We start from the raw sequence: 18763 nt of genomic DNA on the forward strand, positions 1-18763 counted from the left end.
AGTTACAATTCTCTAACAGAAATTCTAAAATACATTTTCATTTTTTTTATTGATTCAAAAATTGATACCCAAAAAAATAGATGTATTTTTAATTAAAATTATATCTATGAAAACTTTTTACACATTACTCATCGCCTGTTTGCTGATTCAAACTAATGCATTCAGTCAAGTGAAACCATGGCCTGTAATGCGTAACTCGCCAAAACTTGAAGATATCAAAACACATTTTGATTCTTGGCTTGAATCTCAGGAAGAAAAAGAACCACTGTTGGATCAAACAGAAAATGAAATGGATGGTATGCGCACAAAATTTATGCGTTGGTATTATTTAATGCAAACTCGTTTGGATGCAGAAGGAAGATTACCTGACCCTGCAACTGCTGCCCGTGAATGGCATGAGTACACACTTGCACATCCACCAATAAATAATGGAACAAGATCCGCAGGTTGGGAGCCTTTTGGTACTGATGAAGTACCTTCGGACGGTGGTGGTGTAGGAAGAATAAATGTAGTTCAATTAGATCCTTCTAATCCGGATATTATTTTTATTGGTACTGCCGGCGGAGGCGTTTGGAAATCGCCGGATGCAGGTGCAACATGGCTGCCATTAACTGATGGAATTCCTGTAACAAGTATTGCTGATATTGCTATAGATCCAATTAATACCAATATTATTTATATCGCTACCGGTGATGGTTATGGATATGAAGCAACATGGCAAACGGATAATGATTTTTGGGGTGGATTATATAGTGCAGGTGTAATGAAAAGTACTGACGGTGGTTTCACTTGGGAACCAACTGGTTTATCTTACTTGCAAGAGGAAATGGAAATTGTGCAACGTTTAATTATTTATCCTGATGATCCGGATATTTTATTGGCAGCAACTCGCAACGGATTATTTCGCACAAGTGATGGTGGAACAACATGGAATTTAGTTGAAAATACACATTTTCATGATTTGGCTATTAATTCTGGTGATGCTGATATTATGTATGCGGTGGGTGATCAGGATGTATATAAAAGTACAGATGCCGGTGCGACATGGAGTTTATTTGAAAATAATATAGGGTCAGCAGGTGATAGAATGTCTATAGAAACAACTGATGCAGATCCAGATTTAATTTATTTGCTTACAGGTAATTGGTCAACCTATTTTTATAAATCAGTTGATGGTGGAGATAATTGGACAAGTGTAACATCACCTTCCTCAAAAACTTACTTTTACGGATATTACGATAATGCATTTGCAGTATCGGATGTAAATGGAAATTTAATATTTGCCGGCGGACTTGAAATTGCAAGCACAACAAATGGCGCCAGCAGTTGGACAAAAAAATCTAATTGGGATTCACCCGGAAGCTCATCTTATGTGCATGCAGATAATCATGCTTTTGCTTGTCATCCTACAGATGAAAATATTATTTACAGCGGCAATGATGGTGGCTTATTTATTTCATTTGATAAAGGCGGTAACTGGACAGATTTAAGTAATGGATTACGTATTGCACAAGTGTATAGAATTGGATTATGTGCAGCCGATCCTACTCGAGTAATTAGTGGTTGGCAAGATAACGGAACAAATCTTTTTGATGGTACAAGTTGGGAAGAAGTGGACTTGAGTACTTGGGATGGAATGGAAGCAATTATCCATCCTACAAATCCGGATACCATGTATTTATCGCATCAATACGGTGATATTTATAGAACCTATAATGGAGGGTCAAGTTGGACTTATGTAGCGCCAACTTATGGCGGATGGGTAACACCTTATGTGATGGATCCAAACAATAGTTCGATTTTATATTATGGTGCCTTGGGCAGTGTTTATAAAACAACAAATGCCGGAAATTCATGGTCAGCAAAACCGGCTGCATTAGGTAATTATGCGTTTGCTCTTGCAGTAGCTCCATCCAATTCTGATTATGTGTATGCGGCCTCATTAAATGTTTTAAAAATTTCTACAAATGCAGGCGATGCTTGGTCGGATATAACAAGCACATTACCTGTGGGCACCATTGGTATAAATTATATTGCTGTAAATAATTTGGATGAAGAAAAAGTTTATGTTGCATTAAGCGGATATGCCGATGGAGAGAAAGTATACTATTCTGAAGATGCAGGAACCTCATGGACAAATATTTCAGGCACACTTCCAAATGTTCCGGTGAATACAATTGTGTATGAAAATAATAGTCCGAACAGAGTATATATCGGAACAGATTTCGGAGTATTTTATAAAGATGATTTTATAAGCGACTGGGTTTTATTTCAAACCGGATTGCCCAATGTGATGATACATGAATTGGAAATAAATTATACTTCAAACAAAATAGTTGCAGCTACTTATGGTCGTGGAATTTGGCAGAGTGATCTTGCAGAAGGTCCGGTTATAAATACAATAGTCCCAGCTACACAATATTGTAATTATGAAAGTGTCGATGTAAGTTATACTTCTACAATCACATTTAATCCATCCAATATTTTTACTGCAGAATTATCAGATGCAAGCGGCAGTTTTTCTTCACCTGTTGTAATCGGAACTTTGGCAGGCACGGCAGCAACTGGTGTAATTACTTGCATAATTCCTGTTGATGCAGTGGAAGGTAGTTTGTACAGAATTCGTGTAAACAGTTCTGATTATGCATTAACCGGAAATGATAATGCATTTAATATTTCAATAGGATGTAAAACACCAACAGGCTTAACAGTAAGTGAACTTGCTGATGTTTCTGTAACTCTAAATTGGAATGAAATGTATTGTGCTGAATCTTATGATATCCGATACAGAGAAGTTGGTGGTACTTGGCTTGGACTAACATCATCCACTAATTCGAAAGTTGTTTCTGGTTTAACAATTAATACAGAATATGAATGGAGTGTACAGAGTGTATGTTTAACTTCTCCTATTGAAATTACTTCCGGCTATTCTGCAGATGAAACTTTCAATACACTACAAACTTCTGTGGATAATATTGATTCCGAATTAATCTCCGTATTTCCAAATCCGGCTAAAGACAAAACGGTAATTCACTACTCAGTTTTGACACCGGGAGATTGTTCAATTACTGTATTTGATATTTCAGGTAAAGAAGTATTATTAGTTTACAGCGGATGGTTGAGTGCTGGAGATCGTACAATAGAAATGGATTGCAAAAGCTTATCGGCAGGTATGTATGTGTTGAAATTAATTTCAGGAAATACTGAATACAAAACAAATCTTGTAATAGAATAACATCTCGAATAATATATTAGAAAAAGCAGCGTGAATAAAATTTTACCGCTGCTTTTTTTATTACACCAAAATTTACTCTTTACCTTTATAACATGTTACACAATACTGCTGCAGATTATCATAATAGCATTGAATATGCGAAGTCACTCGATCTCAATGATAGTTTAAATACATATCGCAATCAATTTCATATACCGGAGATAAATGGCAAACAAGCAATTTATTTATGCGGCAACTCTTTGGGATTGCAACCAAAAAAAGTAAAAGAATTTATTGATAGCGAATTAACCGATTGGAAAAATCTGGGAGTGGAAGGACATGTACATGCAAAAAGTCCATGGTTGTATTATCATCATTTTTTAGAACAGCCTGTTGCAAGATTAGTTGGTGCTTCTCCTTTAGAAGTGGTGGTGATGAATTCGCTGACTGTGAATTTGAATTTGTTGATGGTTTCTTTTTATCGCCCGACAAAACAGCGGAATAAAATTATAATGGAACACATGGCATTTCCCTCTGATCAATATGCAGCGGAAATGCAAGTGCGTTTTCATGGATACAATCCCGATGATGCAATAATAGAAGCAAAACCCAGACAGGGAGAAAATACAATTCGTACTGAAGATATTATTGCGTTAATTGATGCAAATAAAGATTCACTTGCATTGGTATTAATTGGCGGTGTAAATTATTATACAGGTCAACTATTCGATATGAAAATGATTACCGATGCTGCACATAAAGCGGGGGCTGTTGCAGGATTTGATTTAGCACATGCGGCCGGTAATGTACCCTTACAATTACATGATTGGAATGTTGACTTTGCATGTTGGTGTTCTTATAAATATTTAAACTCCGGACCCGGCGGTGTAAGTGGAATTTTTGTGCACGAACGTCATTGCAATAATGTTGATTTACCCCGCTTTGCAGGATGGTGGGGCAATGCAGAAGACACTCGATTTAAAATGATAAAAAAATTTATTCCTCAACCCGGTGCTGCAGGTTGGCAACAAAGCAATGCGCAAATATTTCCGATGGCAATTCATCGTGCTTCATTAGAATTATTTGATACTGCAGGTATGGATGCATTGCGTAAAAAAAGTTTGATGCTTACAGGATATTTGGAATATTTAATTCAGCATAATAACATTCAACATTTACAAATTATTACCCCTGCAAATTCCAGTGAACGAGGATGTCAATTATCCTTGCTTACAGGAAATAATGGTAAACAATTATTCGACAAATTATCTGAGCAAGGAGTGATTGCAGATTGGCGACAACCAAATGTAATTCGTGTAGCACCTGTTCCTATGTATAATACTTTTGAAGATGTATGGCAATTTGTTCAACTGTTGAATAAATAGAAAAATATTAATTCTGTAATATTTTTTTCAACACTTCTTTTGCCTGAATTAAATGTCGTTGTTCGTGGGCAGCAATTATTTTAAATGCATCTCCAATTGTATAAGTAATAAGTTTTGCTGCGGGTGAATGAATAACAGTATTACTAAGAACAAGATCATTACTATCATCCATTAATTTCTTCAATCGCTCTTGTTGATCTAAAAATTGTTTTACTATATCTGCATCCACATCACTTTCTGATGGCTCCCAAATTGTTTGAGTTTTTGATTTTTTGCGGTTATCCGGATGAATAGATTTATAAATCATATTAAACCAAAAATCAGTTATCATTTTTCTGTTGCCTAGCCAACCTGCTTTATAAAAACCATTGCGCACATTTTGCACAACAATATGATAGGATTCATTAATTACAATCATGTGATCTAATACTTGCCCGATACTCCATGATTCAGGAGATGGCTTTCTATTTAATTGTTCTGAAGATAAATTGCTGAAGGTATTTTTTACTTCAAGCGAAACAGAATCAATTACGGTTTTTAGTTCTTCAAGTTGTTGCATAAATAAAATTTTATATAAAATTAAAGTTTGGGGAGACAATCTCCTCATTTTTGTTTTACATCTTGCTTTGTACCGGTGGCATATAAACCGGAACTGCATTTTTAATTGGTGGCAACGATTGCAGATAAGCCCAAATTGCTTTCAGATCTTCATCAGGCAAATTCCTATATGCCTGCCAGGGCATCGGTGGCATAATGGGGCGTTGTTGATCCATTCCCAAGTGCTTGCCTTTACGAATTGCATTGATAAAATTTTCTTCTGTCCATCTTGCCAAACCTGTTGAATCAGGTGTCAGGTTTGCGGCATAAGATGTTCCAAAGGCACCCTTCCAAGAACTGAAATGTGCGTTTGCCAAAGTATAAGCACCCACTGTTGCTTGATCAAAAGGAGCCTCAGGAAAATCGGCAGGATGTCCCGATAATGTTTTTGAAGTATCAGGAACAGGGCCGTCAGGAGTAAAAATTTTTGGCGTGTGGCAAATGTTACAATCCAAAATGGAAACAAGATACTTGCCTTTGACAGCCATTTCATCCTGAGACATTTCTGTGAGTTCTACATTCTTTGAGTCCTTTGTTGTCGGTTGACATGCTACAATTGCAATTGCTATAATTGCAATTAAGCCATAGATTTTGTAATTCATTAGTTAGGTTTTAGGTAAAAAGAATTATCGAAGCTAAGGATATCGGAAAAATATTTTAGTTAAATTATATTTTTTTTAGAGCCACTTTTAGTCTCCTTCTCCTTTTTTATTAATTCTAAATTTGCGGTAGTTCAATAATAAAAAACTATAACATGGAAGTAAAGACAATTGCAATAATGGGTGCAGGTTTAGTTGGATCATTACTCAGTATTTATTTGAAGCGCAAAGGATATGCAGTTGAAATATTTGAACGCAGATCCGATATGCGGTTAGCGGGAACCGCCGGAGGCCGATCCATTAATTTAGCAATCAGTGATAGAGGTTGGAAGGCGTTGGCAGGTGTGGGATTGGAGGAGGAAGTGCGCAAACTTGCAATACCTATGCCCGGGCGAATGATGCATAGTATTGAAGGTAAACTCACTTATCAACCGTATGGCAAAGAAGGAGAATTTATTAATTCTGTTTCTCGTGGAGGATTAAATATTGTATTGATAAATGCGGCGGAAAAATTAGGTGTACCCATTCATTTTAATCAAAGAGTGTTAGAAATAAATCCATTTGGAAATACCGCACTAATGCAAGATGATTCAAGCAGAAAAGAGTATCAACACAATTCAGATTTAATTATTGGTTCTGATGGCGCATTCAGTATGGTTCGCAATAGTATGATGAAAACTGAAGGGTTTAATTACAGTCAACTTTATGAAGCACATAGTTATAAAGAATTAAGTATTCCCTCGGGAAGTAAAGCAGGTGAATTTTTAATTGAAAAAAACGCATTGCATATTTGGCCGAGAAAAAGTTTTATGATGATAGCACTGCCAAACTTAGATGGAAGTTTTACAGTAACCTTATTTGCTCCGACAAAAGGACCGGAAAGTTTTGAAACAATTGTTGATGAGAATTCTTTACGCAATTATTTTATAAAATACTTCCCTGATACTTTGCCTATCATGCCGGATTTAGTAAATGATTTTTTTACAAATCCAACAGGCTCATTAGTAACAGTGAAATGCTTTCCATGGATAGTTGGCAATAATTTACTTATTGGCGATGCTGCCCATGCAGTGGTTCCGTTTTACGGACAAGGAATGAATTGTGGTTTTGAAGATTGTACTATTCTAAATGACTTATTGGATTCCGGTGAGAAAGATTGGAATATAATTATTGAGAAATTTCAGCAAAGCCGTAAACCAAATGCGGATGCTATTGCAGATCTCGCACGACTTAATTTTATTGAAATGCGTGATCTGGTTGCTGACCCTGAATTTTTATTTAAAAGAAAAATTTCTGCAAAGATTGGTCAACTCCATCCGGATAAATTTATCCCGGTATATAGTATGGTCAGCTTCACACAACTTCCGTATGCGGATGCACTAAAAGAATATACCCGGCAAGCAAATGTGTTATCGGAAATAATGAATATGCCACAGATTGAGGAAAAATGGGATAAGGAATATTTAGATGAGATTGCAAATAAGTTAATCGTAAAAGCATAAAAAAACCGCTATGCATAATACACAGCGGTTATGATTTTTAAAACAATGGATTATTTATCATCCCCTGTTTTGGTTGCACCCGTTTTCTTGTTTACATCCACTTTCTCGTTGGCGCCTGTTTTCTTATTTACATCAATAGTTTGATTAGCACCTTCTTTTTTATTTACATCCACACCACCTTTATCTGTTGTGGTAGTTGTTGTTGTAGTTTTTGTAGAGGATGTAGATTTACCACCTGTAGTATTTGGTGGCATCATAATGCTGTCTAATCTCAATTGAATGGCGTTAATAGAGTCTAATAACATTTGCTTATCGGCAGTACAAATACTGTCAGCAGCCATCATATCGGCTCTTAATTTTTCGTTTTCTTCTTGTGCAGCCTTATCGGTGCAGGATGCAGCCATTAGGCCGATCGTAAAAATGATTACTAAATTTCTAATTTTCATTGCTTTTAATTTTATGTTGGAACAATATTTGACTACAAAGGTACGATATTTAAAAAACTCAAATTATTTTTACCTAAATTTTAAATCAAAAAACGTTATGAAAATTACTAAATTGTTTACAGCGGCACTTATTGTTGGTGCTGGTGCTATTGTTTTAACCGGATGTGGTGACGATGATCTTACCTCCCCCGTGATTACACTTGATGGTGATAGTCCTATGACTGTTGTATTAGGTGGTACTTATGTTGAGCCCGGCTTCACTGCCACAGATAATGAAGACGGTGACTTGACTCTTTCTGTAACATCTGATGAATCTGATGTTAATACTGATATGATTGGTAAGTATGATGTACTTTACTCTGTAACCGACAAAGCTGGAAATACAGGAACTGAAACTCGTGATGTATGGGTAGCTGCTGTTAAAACAAGCTATACCGGAACATACAGTGTTTCTGAAACATGTTCTGATGGTGGAACTTACACTTACGATACTTCTATCAGTCCCGGCAGTGGATCTGACGAGATTTTAATTAACAACTTCGGTGGTTACGGAACTACTGTTAATGTATTAACTACAATCAGTGGTGATTTAGGAGATGTATTAGTTGTAAATTATACTACTGGCGGTGCCACTTTTACAGGAACTGGTACTTTAACTGAAGGTACTATTACCACAATGAAAATGAACATTGATTATGTAGCTTCTGACGGTTCTTCTTCACTTAATTGTGATGCAACCTACAATAGATTATAATCTTAAACAATTTTTAAATTAGACCCGCCTCATTGGCGGGTTTTTTTATTTTATACATTTGCTGAGATGAGCAAGTTTTATATTTCAAGTTTAGCCTTATTGTTTTTTCTTTCATCTGCATGTAAGAGACCAGATACACAAGCACCTGTTATTACATTAAATACAGATACAATTTTACACTACTTAAACGTACCATATATTGATCCGGGATTTTCTGTTGCAGATAATAAAAGCAGTGATTTGGAAAAAAATGTAGTTGTAAATAATCCGGTTGATATAAATACTTATGGCACTTACACAATTACTTATTCAGTAGAAGATGAAAATGGAAATACCGGAACTGCATCCAGAGATGTAGATATTATTTTGAATAAAGAAAATTATTATCACCTTACCTATTCGGCGTTTGACTCTTGTAGCTCAGGAAATTTTATTTATACCGGATTAATTCAGGATTGTGATTGCCCGCAAAATGCAGTTACCGTTGCTAATATTTCCAACTTTGGTTTATCAGCAATTTTTACTTTGACATTATCCGGTCAGTATAATGAAATAATTTTGATGGATACCGCTAAAGCATCTGTAACATTTATTGGCAATGCAATTATGAGTACCAATGCAGACACACTGTTTTGGAATTATAGTATTACAGATAGCGTCAAAACTGAAGTATGTTCATCCATCTGGATTAAGCAATAAATAATCAGGCACAGGGTTATTTCACTAACTTTAAAGTGAATATGAAATATAAATTTTTAATTATTAGTATCTTCTTGTTTGCAAATGCAGTGGCCTTCTCACAAAGCACAATTCAAAACAGACTCATTGTACAATTAACTTCAAATTCTACTATTGAGAATTTGCAAAATGATTTTTTAAAACAGGGAATTGCATTTCAAATAATAAAACCTGTTTCTAAATCAATGCATTTATGGTTGATAGAATTTGATACGCTTATTTATAATCCAATAAATACAAAAAATTTATTCTTTCGCAATAGCGATGTCTTGCAGGTAGAATTTGATCATACATTACAAATGCGAAGTACTATACCCAATGATCTTTCTTTTCCATTGCAATGGAATTTTTATAATGATGGAACAACAGGTGGAATTGCAGATGCAGATATTGATGCGGATGAAGCATGGGATATTACAACCGGAGGTTTAACTGCATTAGGTGATTCTATTGTTATTGCAGTAATAGATGATGGGTTTGATATCAATCATCTGGATTTAAATTTCTGGAAAAACTATAATGAAATTCCATCCAACGGAATTGATGATGATGGCAATGGTTACATTGATGATTTTAATGGTTGGAATGTACTTACTGAAACTGATGTGTTAGACGAGTATCTTCATGGAACACATGTGAGTGGAATTGCAGGTGCAAAAGGAAATAACGGTTTTGGTGTAACTGGTGTAAATTGGGATGTAAAAATTATGGCAGTATCCATTGGTCTGGCAGTGTATGAATCAAATGCATTAGAAGCGTATGCGTATGTTTTTGACCAACGTAAATTATATGATGAAACAAATGGAGAGAAAGGTGCTTTTGTTGTAGTTACCAATTCTTCTTTTGGAATTGATTATCAATTGCCTGAAGATTATCCTATCTGGTGTGCTATGTATGATTCACTTGGCAGACTTGGAATTTTAAATGCTGCTGCAACAATTAATTCAAATGTGAATGTGGATGTGCTTGGCGATATGCCAACTGCTTGTCCCAGTGATTTTTTAATAACAACAAATCTTCTAAATAAAAATGATGAAAAATCAAGTTCGGGTTATGGAGAAATATCTATTGATATGGGTGCGCCAGGTTCTTTAATTTTTTCCACTATTGTTGGCAATGCTTATAATTATCAAAGTGGTACTTCTATGGCTGCTCCTCATATTGCTGGGGCTGTTGCATTATTAATGTCTGCGCCTTGCGAAGGATTTATTCAAGCGTATAAAAATGATCCGCAAACTATTGCATTGCAATTAAAAAATTATTTTATGACTACCACAGATTTTATTCCTGATCTAAATGGTATAACAGTTACTAATGGCAGATTAAATGTAAATAATGCTTTGCTTGCATTAATGGATAGTGATTGCATGGTGAATATAAATACCATCATTCAAAATAATCAATTTCAACTTTTTCCAATTCCTGCAAATACATATCTGCAATTAAATACAAATGCAGTTTTAAATAATAATTCTACAATTGCAATTTATAATATGCAGGGACAATTGATTCAAAAAATCAGTACAACAAATATTAATACTTTGCAAATTCCTGTTGCAAATTTTCCTGATGGAATTTATCAATTATTACTTACAGATAATTCAGGAAACACAATTGCAAATAAATCATTTATCATTCAACATTAAAATATATGCTGCAGAAGAGATGGGTAGTAAAGCCGACAGAGGAAGCAGCAGTTAATCAATTGCAGAATCAATTACATATTCACCCTGTACTTTGTAAATTATTAGTGCAACGTGGTATTGATACTTATGATAAAGCAAAATCATTTTTCCGGCCTGAATTAAGTGATTTGCACAATCCATTTTTAATGTTGAATATGGATAAAGCCGTGCATCGTATCGAACGTGCAATCAGCAATAATGAAAAGATTTTAGTGTATGGTGATTATGATGTGGATGGCACTACTTCGGTAGCATTGATGTACACTTTTCTTCACTCATTTTATCCCAATATTGATTTTTATATTCCCGATCGCTATAAAGAAGGTTACGGTATTTCTTTCAAAGGAATTGATTATGCAAAAGAAAATAATTGCACTCTTGTAATTGCTTTAGACTGTGGTATCAAATCAAATGATAAAATGGATTATGCAAATTCACTGCACATAGATTTTATTATTTGCGATCACCATTTACCCGGCGAAAAAATTCCTGCTGCGTATGCTGTGCTCGATCCACATCAACCCAACTGTAATTATCCATGTAAAGAATTAAGTGGTTGCGGTATTGGTTTTAAACTTGCTCAAGCTTTTGCATCCACGCACGGAATTCCCGAATCAGAAGTGTTTAATTTGCTCGATCTTGTCGTAATAAGTATTGCTTCTGATATTGTTCCAATCATTGATGAGAATCGTGTTCTTGCTTTTTATGGAATGGAAATTCTCAATTCAAATCCTCGTCCCGGAATAAAAGCATTGATGCAAGTAAGTGGTGTTGCAGCACCTGTTTCTATTTCAAGTATTGTGTTCGGACTTGGTCCCCGCATTAATGCCGCCGGCAGATTGGATGATGCAAAAGAAGCGGTGCGCATGTTGTTATCGCAAGAAGAAATTGATGCAAAAGATAATGCAGATGGATTGCAGGAACATAATAATAATCGCAAAGAAATTGATAAACAAATTACTTTAGAAGCATTGGCGATGTTGGCAAATGATCCTGCAACTCCCGATAAAAAATCCACTGTATTATGCAGCGATACATGGCATAAAGGTGTAGTTGGAATTGTGGCTTCCCGTGTATTAGAAAATTATTATCGGCCTACAATTTTATTAACGCATTCCAATAATATGCTAACCGGTTCTGCTCGTTCAGTAAAAGGATTTGATATTTATGAAGCGATAAGAGAGTGTAGTGATTTGTTGGAGCAATTCGGTGGACATATGTATGCGGCAGGTGTTACTTTGAAGCCCGAAAATTTAGAAGCATTTCAAAATAAATTTGAGCAAGTAGTAAGTAAAAGTATTTTACCCGAACAATTAATTCCGCAAATAGAAATTGATGCAGAAATAAATCTCGGTGATATATCTCCTGCATTTTTTAATATTCTAAAACAATTAGCTCCTTTTGGTCCCGGAAATATGTATCCTGTTTTTATGACCAAAAATGTAATGAGTAATGGTCGCACAAAACCTGTGGGTAATGGTCATTTAAAATTGGGAATAAAAGATAATAGAAAATTTGCTGCTGATGCTATTGCGTGGCAAATGGGAGACTTGTATGAAAAGATTTCTCAGAATACTATTTTTAATTTGTGTTATACCATAGAAGAAAATGTTTTTAATAATAACACCACACTGCAATTAAATGTGAAAGAAATAAAATTCAACGAAGCCTAATATGATTTTACGTGCCGAACATTTAATAAAAAGATATAAGACTCGTGTAGTTGTAAACGATGTTTCCCTACAAGTACAACAAGGTGAAATTGTCGGTTTGCTTGGTCCAAATGGTGCAGGTAAAACAACCACATTTTATATGATGGTTGGACTCATAAAATCTGCCGGCGGCAATGTGTTTTTAGATGATAAAAACATTACACGATTACCGATGTACAAACGTGCCCAACTCGGTATCGGATATTTACCTCAAGAAGCTTCTGTGTTTAGAAAAATGTCGGTTGAAAATAATGTTGCTGCTGTTTTGGAAATGACGAAGTTGACGAAGAAAGAACAAAAAGAAAAGTTAGAAGTATTGCTTGGTGAATTCGGATTAAATCATGTGCGCAAAAGCAATGGCGATGTATTATCCGGAGGTGAAAGAAGAAGAACAGAAATAGCAAGAGCATTGGCAACAGATCCGAAATTTATTTTATTGGATGAACCATTTGCAGGAATTGATCCGATAGCTGTTGAAGATATTCAGAAAATTGTAGAGACATTAAAATTCAAAAATATCGGTGTATTAATAACCGATCATAATGTGCAAGAAACACTTTCCATTACAGATCATTCCTATTTATTATTTGATGGTAAAATATTATTAAAAGGAACAGCCGAAGAATTAGCCGCCGATCCGCAAGTGCGCAAAGTATATCTCGGTCAAAATTTTGAACTGAGAAAGAAAGTGGTTGGAGTGAAGGGGGAATAGAATAAAATTTTGTTGTAATATAAGCCCCGATTGCGTTTCACCAGTTTTCAGCGCTCTTATTTTGCCTTTAAAAACCCCAAAAACACGCCTCCTTGACAGCTCAATCCGCCTCCTTGACAGTTCAACACTCGATTTGTGCTATTGAATATGCAATCTGGGTTATCGAACATTCAATTTGGGCTATTGAACACGCAATCTGGACAATTCAATACTCAATCTGGGCTATCGAACACTCGATTTGGGTCATTGAATATTCAATTTGGACTATCGAATATTCAATCTGAACAATTGAACACACAATCTGGGCTCTTGAATTTACAATCTGATTGATTAGTCTTCTCAATAGTCAATGGTCAATAGTCAATGTTCTTGATCAATAGTCAATAGTCAAAGTTCTTGCTCAATGTTCAACAGTCAATAAGTATTTTTACAGTTCCTACAGAGTTTCCCGTAAGTAACTCTGCGGCTTAAAAATCACAAGTGAACCTACTCCATAACATAGCAAGTTGGTTTTTTACTCGGGAAGTTTCCCGCATCCAATCCGTTGCGGATAACCCTTTAGATGCGCAGGAGCGTATGTTCAATTATCTGGTGCAAACAGCAAAAGATACCAATTGGGGGCAAAGATTTGATTACACCTCCATCAAAACATTTTCAGATTATCAAAATCGTTTTCCCGTTCAGGATTATGATTTCTTTAAAACAGAAATCGAACGCATTATGAAAGGAGAAGACAATGTGTTGTGGCCTGGCACCACTTCCTGGTTTGCAAAATCATCAGGCACCACCAGCGATAAAAGTAAATTCATTCCGGTTACAAAAGTGTCTCTCGACGATTGCCATTTCAAAGGGAGTCGTGACCTGTTGGCAATGTATTTAACCAATCAACCTGAATCCAATCTATTTGCCGGCAAAGGTTTGGTAATGGGTGGTAGCCATCAGGTAAATCAACTCAATGAATATTCCCGTTTTGGAGATGTAAGTGCGGTGATGATGCAGAACTTGCCCATTTTCGCACATCTTGTAAAAACACCAAACCTATCTATTGCACTTATGAGTGAATGGGAGGAGAAAATAGAAAAGATGGCGCAGCATACCGTTAAGCAAAATGTAACTCATATTGCCGGCGTCCCCACCTGGACCATTGTATTAATCCGCCGCCTATTTGAAATAACCGGAAAAAATAATTTGCGAGATGTTTGGCCAAACCTCGAATTATATATTCATGGTGGCGTAAGTTTCAAACCCTATCGTGAACAGTTCAATCAATTAATTCGTGGTGATGATATGAATTATATCGAAACCTATAATGCCTCCGAAGGATTTTTTGCTTTTCAGGATAGATTAAAAGCAGATGATATGCTATTGATTTTGGACAATGGCATTTTCTATGAATTTATTCCGGTGGAAGAATTTGATAAAGAATTTCCCCGAACCATTTCTTTAGCTGAAGTAGAAGTGGGCAAAAATTATGGGTTGGTAATTTCTACCAATGCCGGCTTGTGGAGATATAAAGTAGGTGATACCATTCGTTTCACTTCCACACATCCTTTCCGTGTGCAGGTAAGTGGCCGCATCAAACATTTTATTAATGCTTTTGGCGAAGAAGTAATTGTAGATAATTCGGATGAAGCCGTTCGCAAAGCATGTCTTGCCACCGGTGCAATCATAAAAGATTATACCGCAGCTCCCATTTATTTTTCTGGTGAAGGAAAAGGCGGTCATGAATGGATTATTGAATTTGATAAACAACCCAACGATATAAAAATATTTACAGAAGTTTTAGACAATACTTTGCAATCCATTAATTCCGATTACGAAGCAAAGCGATATAAAAATATAGCTCTCGAACTGCCTGTAATTCATATTGCACCACAAGGCACTTTTTACAATTGGTTAAAATCCAGAGGCAAACTTGGAGGCCAGCATAAAGTACCCCGACTGAGTAATGAGCGGAATTATATTGAAGAAATTCTTGCTATGCTCCCTAAATGAATTATTTCTGATTCACAAAGTTTATACAATGTAGAAAATGATAACATCTATCATTAAACATGCAATGATTTTCAACTAATTTGCGCCTTATTATTTTAACCGAAATTTCTATAGGCTATGCCTGACAATATTAAAGAACTGGAACATGTGGTAATTAAGTTTGCCGGCGACAGTGGTGACGGTATGCAACTCACCGGCGGACAGTTTACAAACAACACAGCACTGCTAGGTTCCGACCTGCAAACATTCCCTGACTTTCCTGCCGAGATTCGTGCCCCCGCAGGTACACTTCCCGGCGTTTCGGGATTTCAATTGCACTTCGGAAGTCGGAAAATATTTACTCCTGGTGATAATTGTGATGTATTAGTTGCTATGAATGCAGCTGCATTAAAAGTGAATTTAAAAGCATTGCAACCTGGTGCTACTATTATTGTGAATACCGATGGATTCGACAGTAAAAATCTGCGACTTGCAGAATATGCTGAAAACCCACTGGAAAATGATTCATTAGATAATTACCCGCTAATAAAAATTGATGTTACAAAACTTACAAGAGAAGCATTAAAAGATATTCCGCTCGGGGTAAAAGAAAAAGACCGTTGCAAAAATATGTTTGTACTCGGCTTTTTATATTACATGTACAGCCGCAGTCTGGATAGCACTATCCGTTTTCTCGAACTTAAATTCAAAGGGAAACTTGATATATTGGAAGCAAATAAAATTGCATTAAATGCGGGATTTAGTTATGCCGATACCACAGAAGTGTTTACCTCCAGATATCGTGTTGCAGCAGCACCAATGGATAAAGGTGTCTATCGCAGCATTATGGGTAACGAAGCAGTTTCAATGGGTTTGATAGCCGCTTCAAAAAAATCCGGATTACCATTATTTCTTGGCTCTTACCCTATAACACCTGCATCAGATATTCTGCATTATCTTGCCCGATATAAAAATTTTGGTGTGCGCACTTTTCAAGCAGAAGATGAAATTGCAGCAATCAGCGCATCCATCGGAGCAGCATTTGGCGGGCAATTGGCAATTACCACTACTTCCGGTCCGGGTATGGCATTAAAGGGAGAAGCAATGGGCCTGGCAGTTATGCTAGAAATGCCTTTGGTTATTATTAATATCCAACGGGCAGGACCTAGTACAGGCTTACCTACAAAAACAGAACAAGCAGATTTATTACAAGCACTTTACGGCAGAAACGGTGAATGTCCTATGCCTGTGCTTGCTGCAAAAACTCCGAGTGATGCTTTTTTCACAGCCTTTGAAGCATGTCGTATTGCAATGCAACACATGACTCCGGTGATTTTATTAAGTGATGGATATATAGCCAATGGTGCTGAACCATGGAAATTTCCTAAAGCTGCAGATCTACCGGAGATCCCTGTTTCATTTGCTCCCCCTAAAATGAATGGTGAAGTCTTTCATCCGTATGAGCGCAACGAAAAACTTGCAAGGCCTTGGGCAATTCCCGGCACAAAAGGTTTAGAGCATCGTATCGGTGGGTTAGAAAAAGCAAATATCACAGGTAATATTTCTTATGACCCGGACAATCATGAATTCATGGTAAAACTTCGGGAAGAAAAGGTGGAGCGCATCGCTCAATTCTTACCCGATCAGGAAATAGATCTTGGAGATGATAAAGGAAAGTTACTTGTCTTAGGTTGGGGATCTACTTACGGCGCCATTCAAAGTGCCGTAACTGATTTATTGAATGATGGATATGCAGTAAGTCATGTACATCTGCGTCATCTTAAACCTTTCCCCAAAAACTTGGGTGAGATATTATTCAATTTTGATAAAGTGCTTATTCCTGAAATTAATAATGGTCAATTGGTAAAAGTGATAAGGGATAAATTTATGATTCCAGCAATCGCTTATAATAAAATAAAAGGCGTACCAATTACCAGTGCGGAATTAAAAGAAATTATTGTAAAAGAACTAGCTGAACAAGCATAAAAACAAAAAGATATGAGCGATGTGTCTCAATTAACAGCAAAAGATTTTGCCACAGATCAAGAGGTACGTTGGTGCCCCGGTTGTGGTGATTATTCCATCCTGAAACAAGTGCATACAATTCTACCCAAACTAGGTTTACCACGTGAAAATATTGTGGTTATTTCCGGAATAGGATGTTCTTCCCGATTTCCATACTATACCAATACCTTTGGAATGCATAGTATTCATGGCCGGGCAACTGCAATTGCTAGCGGATTAAAAGCCACCCGTCCTGATCTGAGTGTTTGGATTATTACCGGCGATGGAGATGGCTTATCAATCGGAGGCAATCATATGATTCATCTATTGAGAAGAAACTTTAATGTAAATATTCTACTCTTCAATAATGAAATTTATGGATTAACAAAAGGGCAATATTCTCCTACTTCACCGCTTGGCAAAGTAGCAAAGAGTACCCCAATGGGTTCTATTGATCATCCGTTCAACCCCGCTGCTTTAGCATTGGGTGCAGATGCAACATTTGTTGCACGCAGTATGGATCGAGATCCGGCACATTTGCAGGAAACATTGCTTCGGTCTTATCACCATATGGGCGCATCATTCTTAGAAATTTATCAGAACTGTAATATTTTTAATGATGGCGCTTTTGAAGTTTTTACAGAAAAAAGTAGCAAGAAGCTGAATGATATATTTGTACACGACGGTCAGCCATTGGTATTTGGTGAAAATGATGACATGGGATTGAAGCTAGACGGATTTACGCCAGTGATAATAAAATTCAGTGATGGTTATTCCAAGGACGATTGTTGGGTACATGATGAAAAAGATATTTACAAAGCACAAATACTTACTCGTATTCACGACAATCCAACTATTGAAGGTCATCTTCCCCGTCCTTTTGGTGTATTCTATGCCACAGAGCGTGCAACTTATGAATATATGCTAAATCATCAATTACATCTCTCTATCGAAAAACATGGACAAGGCGATTTAGATGCTTTGCTAATGGGGAATGAAACCTGGGAGATAAAATAATTCATAGTAAGTGTGAATACTCTAAATTTTAAATGAATTTTCAAAACCTTTAATCAAAGAAGGAAATGCATTTTGCAATTATTATTGGAATACAGTGTGCGGATTTTTAAATTCTGATAACATTACTATTCAATCTTAAATAATCATTCTCAATTCCATTCATTACATTTCTTTTTTCTTGAAATTGAATTAAAAAATTCCTTATTCCAATTTATTAAAGAATCTATTTGTTGAAGATATTTATTGGTAATTAGAGTCCAACTTAAAATTCCATTTGGCGAAAAAGCCTATCCTCTATGAATTTGTGCGTGTTTGTATCATTTGTTTGGACATTACAGTTTTGCAATAAATCCAATATCATTACATCCTCTTTATCAATTGAAATGTAATTAAAATTCTTGTTTCAAGATTTTACTGTTGAAAA

General features: G+C 36.0%; 14 protein-coding genes. 11 read left to right on the forward strand and 3 right to left on the reverse strand.

Annotated elements, in window-relative coordinates:
- Positions 1-106 precede the first annotated feature (106 nt).
- Entirely contained in the window at positions 107-3235 is a 3129-nt protein-coding gene (locus IPN31_04245) for a T9SS type A sorting domain-containing protein (GenBank protein MBK8681112.1), read from the forward strand.
- A 92-nt stretch (positions 3236-3327) separates the two neighbouring features.
- Positions 3328-4599 carry a kynureninase gene (gene kynU / locus IPN31_04250; GenBank protein ID MBK8681113.1) on the forward strand — a complete coding sequence of 424 codons (1272 nt, stop codon included), beginning with the start codon at positions 3328-3330 and terminating at the stop codon, positions 4597-4599.
- Between the two features lie 7 nt (positions 4600-4606).
- Here kynU and IPN31_04255 read toward each other — a convergent pair whose 3' ends face one another.
- Together IPN31_04255 and IPN31_04260 are read right to left on the reverse strand one after the other, a co-directional pair.
- The gene (locus IPN31_04255) at positions 4607-5158 is read right to left on the reverse strand and encodes a DinB family protein (GenBank protein MBK8681114.1); all 552 of its coding nucleotides are present in this window, start codon (positions 5156-5158) and stop codon (positions 4607-4609) included.
- A gap of 55 nt (positions 5159-5213) precedes the next feature.
- Complete coding sequence (locus IPN31_04260; protein ID MBK8681115.1) at positions 5214-5798, reverse strand: diheme cytochrome c-553; 585 nt, start codon at positions 5796-5798, stop codon at positions 5214-5216.
- Between the two features lie 152 nt (positions 5799-5950).
- Between IPN31_04260 and IPN31_04265 the strand changes: the two genes are divergently transcribed.
- Positions 5951-7297, forward strand: a complete 1347-nt coding sequence (locus tag IPN31_04265; protein ID MBK8681116.1) for an FAD-dependent monooxygenase — start codon at positions 5951-5953, stop codon at positions 7295-7297.
- Positions 7298-7347: 50 nt separating this feature from the next.
- Here IPN31_04265 and IPN31_04270 read toward each other — a convergent pair whose 3' ends face one another.
- Positions 7348-7743: a hypothetical protein gene (locus tag IPN31_04270; GenBank protein ID MBK8681117.1), complete on the reverse strand. Its 396-nt coding sequence runs from the start codon at positions 7741-7743 to the stop codon at positions 7348-7350.
- A 97-nt stretch (positions 7744-7840) separates the two neighbouring features.
- On the opposite strand from IPN31_04270, the gene IPN31_04275 reads away from it, so the two are divergent.
- The 8 genes from IPN31_04275 (at position 7841) to IPN31_04310 (ending at position 18339) form a co-directional block, all read left to right on the forward strand.
- Positions 7841-8497, forward strand: a complete 657-nt coding sequence (locus IPN31_04275; protein ID MBK8681118.1) for a DUF5011 domain-containing protein — start codon at positions 7841-7843, stop codon at positions 8495-8497.
- 66 nt (positions 8498-8563) lie between these two features.
- Positions 8564-9196, forward strand: a complete 633-nt coding sequence (locus IPN31_04280) for a DUF5011 domain-containing protein (protein MBK8681119.1) — start codon at positions 8564-8566, stop codon at positions 9194-9196.
- A gap of 41 nt (positions 9197-9237) precedes the next feature.
- Positions 9238-10881, forward strand: a complete 1644-nt coding sequence (locus IPN31_04285; protein MBK8681120.1) for a S8 family peptidase — start codon at positions 9238-9240, stop codon at positions 10879-10881.
- Between the two features lie 5 nt (positions 10882-10886).
- Positions 10887-12593, forward strand: a complete 1707-nt coding sequence (gene recJ / locus IPN31_04290; GenBank protein ID MBK8681121.1) for a single-stranded-DNA-specific exonuclease RecJ — start codon at positions 10887-10889, stop codon at positions 12591-12593.
- 1 nt (position 12594) lies between these two features.
- Positions 12595-13344, forward strand: a complete 750-nt coding sequence (lptB, locus tag IPN31_04295) for an LPS export ABC transporter ATP-binding protein (protein ID MBK8681122.1) — start codon at positions 12595-12597, stop codon at positions 13342-13344.
- Positions 13345-13824: 480 nt separating this feature from the next.
- The gene (locus tag IPN31_04300) at positions 13825-15339 is read left to right on the forward strand and encodes a GH3 auxin-responsive promoter family protein (GenBank protein MBK8681123.1); all 1515 of its coding nucleotides are present in this window, start codon (positions 13825-13827) and stop codon (positions 15337-15339) included.
- A gap of 117 nt (positions 15340-15456) precedes the next feature.
- The gene (locus IPN31_04305) at positions 15457-17304 is read left to right on the forward strand and encodes a 2-oxoacid:acceptor oxidoreductase subunit alpha (protein MBK8681124.1); all 1848 of its coding nucleotides are present in this window, start codon (positions 15457-15459) and stop codon (positions 17302-17304) included.
- A gap of 12 nt (positions 17305-17316) precedes the next feature.
- Positions 17317-18339 (forward strand): 2-oxoacid:ferredoxin oxidoreductase subunit beta, encoded by a 1023-nt coding sequence (locus tag IPN31_04310; GenBank protein ID MBK8681125.1) that lies wholly within the window; start codon positions 17317-17319, stop codon positions 18337-18339.
- The last annotated feature ends 424 nt before the right edge of the window (positions 18340-18763 follow it).

This window comes from Bacteroidota bacterium (assembly GCA_016715425.1).
Taxonomy (GTDB): domain Bacteria; phylum Bacteroidota; class Bacteroidia; order Chitinophagales; family BACL12; genus JADKAC01.